This window comes from Bifidobacterium callitrichidarum, from assembly GCF_003129905.1.
Lineage (GTDB): Bacteria > Actinomycetota > Actinomycetes > Actinomycetales > Bifidobacteriaceae > Bifidobacterium > Bifidobacterium callitrichidarum.
The window spans coordinates 1-4976 of the sequence record NZ_QFFM01000050.1; the positions used below are offsets into that span (position 1 = coordinate 1).

The 4976-nt window shown below is 65.1% G+C and carries 4 protein-coding genes; 3 read left to right on the forward strand and 1 reads right to left on the reverse strand.

Features of this window, described 5'->3' with window-relative positions; translation table 11 throughout:
• From DF196_RS13005 to DF196_RS13015, 3 genes are all read left to right on the forward strand, one after another.
• Positions 1-371, forward strand: a 371-nt coding sequence (locus DF196_RS13005; RefSeq protein WP_146194767.1) for an ATP-binding protein DrrA1-3 family domain-containing protein, incomplete at its 5' end; no start/stop codon positions are given.
• 33 nt (positions 372-404) lie between these two features.
• Entirely contained in the window at positions 405-1676 is a 1272-nt protein-coding gene (locus DF196_RS13010; RefSeq protein ID WP_109058221.1) for an ABC transporter permease, read from the forward strand.
• On the forward strand, positions 1663-3183 hold the full coding sequence (locus DF196_RS13015; protein WP_109058222.1) for an ABC transporter permease: 1521 nt from the start codon (positions 1663-1665) through the stop codon (positions 3181-3183). The genes DF196_RS13010 and DF196_RS13015 overlap by 14 nt, the downstream gene beginning before the upstream one ends.
• 23 nt (positions 3184-3206) lie before the next feature.
• On the opposite strand, the gene DF196_RS13020 is transcribed toward DF196_RS13015, so the two are convergent.
• Positions 3207-4688 (reverse strand): ATP-binding protein, encoded by a 1482-nt coding sequence (locus DF196_RS13020; protein ID WP_109058223.1) that lies wholly within the window; start codon positions 4686-4688, stop codon positions 3207-3209.
• Positions 4689-4976 lie beyond the last annotated feature (288 nt).

Consider the following 4976-nt stretch of genomic DNA (forward strand, 5'->3'; position numbering starts at 1 on the left):
ACACCAGCCACTACATGGAGGAGGTCGAACAGATCTGCGACCGCATCCTCATCATGGACCACGGCCGTCACCTCGCGCTCGGCACCGCCGACGAACTCAAGGCCATGATCGACACGGGCGAACGCATCACCATCGAAACGCTCGACTTGACCGACGAGACGCTCGCCGCCGTACGTGCCCTTGCGTTCGTCATCGAGGCCTCCTACGACGGGCGCGAGCTGGATGTGCGCTGCCGTCGCGGCGACCACAACCTCGTCGACCTGATCGGCGTGCTGCGCACCTCGGGCGCGAACATCGGACACCTGACCAGTCGTCCGCCCACCCTGAACGACGTGTTCCTGGAGCTCACCGGCAAGGCGTTGCGCGACTAGGAACCCTCCACAACTCAAGGAAAGGAGAACGCCATGTGGAGCACGTTCATCGTCACACTCAAGGCGAATCTCAGGGACAAAAGCGCGCTGTTCTGGCTTATCGTGTTCCCGATAGCGCTGTCGACCATGTTCAACGGCGTGTTCGGCAACCTGGACCAGGCCATGAGCATCACGCCGGTATCCGTGGCCGTCGTGGAGGACACGAACTGGACGAACGCGGTCGGCGCGGACACGCTCATCACGGCAATGTCCGGCAAGACAAGCGATTCAGGCAAGACTCAGGACGGCAGCGGCACGAATGCAGGCATGAATGTAATGGACATCGACCCCGGCGTGACCCTGCTGGACGTCACCAAGGTCGACTCGACATCGCAGGCCCGCGAACTACTGTCCCAAGGCAAGACGGACGGCTACCTCAAGGCCGACGACGACGGACGAATCGCACTCACACTCAGCGACGACACCGTGACCGTGGCCAACAACGGCACGCAGGAGGCGGGACTTGATGTTTCCCTCTCGGCCCTTGACAACGTACTTGACCAGTACAACCGCACCAGTGCCACCGTGAAGTCCGTGCTCAAGGACAACCCGACCGCCCCGGCCACACGCACGTTCTGGAACGGCATCAACGCATCCATGAACGCCACCAAAGAGGTCACGCTCACCAACTTCAAACCCAGCGTGATGGCGAGATACTACTACGCGCTCATGGGCATGGCCTGTCTGGTCGCCATGTCGTACATGATCCATACGGTCACCACCGCTCAGGCGAACCTCTCCGCGCTCGGCATCCGCCGCACCGTCGCACCGCTCGGACGGACCAAACAGCTCGTGGCCGGATTCCTCGCGGGATGGCTGTGCTCCTGCGCCTGCCTGCTCGTCGCGCTCGCGTACATCCGCTACGTCTGCGGCATCGAAGTCGGCGGACGCGAACCGGCCGCCGTGCTCGCCGTGATCGTCGCCTCGTTCATGACCTGCGCGTTCGGCACGATGATCGGCGCCATCCCCAAGCTCACGACCGGCGTCAAACAGGGCATGGCCACCGCGATCGCCTGCTCGCTGTCCCTGTTCAGCGGCCTGTACGGCGGATTCGCCATGGAACTGAGCGACCTGATCTCGCGCAAGGCACCGCTGCTCGCCATCATCAACCCCGCCCAACAGGTGACCGACCTGTTCTACTCGCTCATGTACTACGACAGCTACCAGCCGTTCATCCGCACCTGCGCCATCCTGTTCGCGATGAGCGCGGTGTTCCTCACGGCCGGCGTGATCATGCTCAGGAGGCAACGCTATGAACACCTGTAAGGCCACCGTGCGCGTACTGCTCGCGCACCGCACGTACATCATCATCTACCTGGTGCTCATGGGCATCATGATGTTCACGCTCAGCTGGTCGCAGATCACCGCCGCCAACCGGACCGTGGCGGACGCCTACGAGCCGGAGAAGGTCAACGTCGCCGTCGTCGACCGGGACGCCAACCGCGGCGGCATCGCCGACGGCCTGCGCGACTACCTGTCCGATTCCGCCACGCTGGTCGAACTGGACGACGATCCCGAATCGTTGCAGCAGGCCGTCGCCTCGAACTGGACCGATCTCATCGTCATCATCCCGCGCGGCTACGCCGACGATTTCATCGAAGCCGTGCGATCCGGCGGTGACATGCCGAAGGTCGAGACGGTCACGAGCTACACGTCCGGCGCCGGAACCATCGGCGGCATGAACGTGAACGGGTTCCTCTCGCTCACCCGCATCGCGCTGATCGGGGAAAACGTGCAGGTCGACGACAGTGAGCTCGCCGCATGGTATGCGAAGATGATCGGCGGGACGTCTTCCGGTTCCTCGGCCGGCGGGTCCGCCGCCGGTGCCGCCGGGCAGATGAACGGACAGATGAGCGGACAGATGGCTGCGGGGCAGAACGGCGACTGGTCCCGGCTTATGAACGGCTCGGCGGACGGCTCGACCGCAATCGACCTCGATTCGCTGCCGGAGGGGTCGCTGTCCGACCTGACGACGACCGATGTGCAGGCCGCCGCCAAGCGGGCCGCACGCACGGCGCACGATGCGAAAGCCAACCGTCCGGTCGCCGTGGAGAACGTCACGTCGCAGGACGACCGGAACGCCGGTGCGGCGAACCCCGTCGCCTCCGGATTCGGCGACACGATGAAGACGGCGATCTACCCGCTGTTCCTCACCCTGAGCGTCTGCGTAAGCCTGGTGGCTCGCGTGTTCGGCACCGGCGAACTGCGACGCCGGCTCATGGCCACCCCCTCGGCCTCCATCGGACTCAAGCGCATGAGCGTGCTGTGCGGCTTCGCGTTGCTGATCTGCATGGGCTATCTGGTCGTCGCGCTGGGGCTCACGGCCGCGACCGGCGCGAACATCGCCTCCATACCGGTGGGCGGTGTGGTAATGACCTTCGTCTCGATCTGCATGTTCGCCCTCATGTGCACGGCCTGCGGTTTCATGCTCGGCGAATTCGGCGCCTCCGACACGGTTGCCAACGGGTTCGCCAACGTATTCGGACTGCTCATCCTGTTCGCGTCCGGCATCGCGTTCCCGATGAGCATGATGCCCGACGCGATGGTCGCCGTCGCCAAACTGACGCCCGGCTGGTGGTACTGCACGGCGATCGACGAGGCGCTTGGCGCCGGTTCCGCTTCCGGCATGGACATGGCCGGTTGGGCCGCCGCCACCGGTATCGTGGCGCTGTTCGCGGTCGCGTTCGTCTGCGTGGGGCTCGCCGCCGGACGGTTCCGCCGCTCCCGGCCGAATGCGGTGGCGTCGACCGTGACTCAACTCGCCGAAGCGTAAGTCGCAGGCGGTGTGCGTCGCCGTTACATCCCCTTCAACCGATACCGCTGGGTCGGGTCGTCCTGGAACTTCACCTTGGCGACCCGACCCTCCCGTATGAGTTCGCGCATGCCGGAGGTCGCCGCCAGGGGAGTGAGCTGCAGCTCGCGGATGATCTCCTTGATACTCATCGCCGAATGACGCTCCAGCACGGTCAGGATCGCCTTCGAGATGTCGCTCGGCGTGCTGTTCGCCGCCGAACGCTGCTTGGTGATGGTCATCGTGAACGTGTTGATGTCGTTGACCGTGGTGGCCGGTTCGATGCCCGCCTCCCTGAGACTCGCCGCGATGCGCTGGTAGCCGTCGCCGCCCTCCGGGTTCACGAATCCGCCGTCCGGATACGGCGTGGACTCCAGCAGCGTGAACAGGAACTGGTTGCGGGTGGAGACGAACGGCACGCCCGTCACCGGGTTCGGGTTCGCCAGCACATCGTGCGTCACCGTGCCGTACAGGCCGCCCGGATTGGTGATCTCGATACGGTTCGTGAACACGCTGATGCGCACCTGCGTGCCGCGCGCGTCGGGGGAGTAGTCACGGTGCGTCAGCGCGTTCGCGATGGCCTCGCGCAGCACCACGGGCGGATAGTCCGGCTTCTTCGCGCCGATCCAACGCATCAGCGACTCGACCGCGTCGTTGATCATCACCGGAATCGGCCCCACGATGGTCTTGGCCGCCACCAGCCGGTCGTCGCCGCGGAACACCTCGTCCCGGTCGGTGCCGGGGAATACGGCGATCGCGATGGAAAGCCGCGGATAGTACTTCTGCGGGTAACGGCCGAGCGCGAGCAGTCCGGCCAGCGTGGGTCGCAGGACCCCGCCCACCTCGCTGTCGTCGGAATCGTCATGACGCAGCACCTGCAGATCGAGCAGCGTGCGCGTGGCGTCGCGGCCGGCGAACACATGCGGATGCTGCTCGCGGGCGCGGGCCAGCAAGCCGGCCACCAGCGTGGGATCCAGATCGTCGGTGGTGGCGTGCGGCACGATGTCCAGATCATAGGTGGGCTGCAGATGCTCCTCGATGAGCCGGTCCACCTCGTAGGAGGTCATGCGTCGGTCGCCGTCGCCGGTACGGATGAACGAGCCGCCATGCGGGCCCAACGCGGTGGTGAAGCAGGGCTTGTCTCGCGGCAGCATCTCGTCCACGCGGGCGAACACCAGATTCGCGCCCTCGAACGGACAAGTCACGATCACCGGGCGCACCACCGGCGTCATCTTCTCACATGCCTGGCTCAGCGCCTCCTGCATGGCGCGCGCGTCGAACCCCTCCACCGGCGTGAACCCGGCCTTCTCCGAAAGCCCCAGGATGATCCAACCGCCCGAACCGTTCGAGAACGCGGAAAGCGTATCCGTGATGGTGGAGGAGATGCGGCGCTTGCACTCCTTGACCTCGCACTGCTGCGTGTCGTTGCCGATCATGCGCATAAGCCCGATGAGCTCGGTCATCTTCGCGGTGTAGTCGTCGACCATGGGAGTGCCTCCTTTGACACCATTGTGCCGCATGCGGTTCGTGCGGTCGTGCGCTGTGTCCTGCGGGAAGGATGCCGTTCATCGAGAATTCACGTCGGTCCGCCAGCCGGCGATGGGCGGGTGCCGGACGAGCGTCATCCGGATGGATGGCATGCTCGCACTGGTGCGCGCGGGAAGCGTCGGTATGCGCGGTACACGGGCGTCGAATGAGCGAGGTGCCTCATTTGAAAATGAGCGCGTAATCCGGAGTGGTGCCTCACCTGTGGTGAGCGTGAAATCCTAGTCCGC

Bases quoted from the DNA above. Each gene is read 5' to 3' on its own strand.
- DF196_RS13010 (WP_109058221.1), top strand. From the start codon at position 405: ATGTGGAGCACGTTCATCGTCACACTCAAGGCGAATCTCAGGGACAAA.
- DF196_RS13020 (WP_109058223.1), bottom strand. From the start codon at position 4,688: ATGGTCGACGACTACACCGCGAAGATGACCGAGCTCATCGGGCTTATG.
- DF196_RS13015 (WP_109058222.1), top strand. From the start codon at position 1,663: ATGAACACCTGTAAGGCCACCGTGCGCGTACTGCTCGCGCACCGCACG.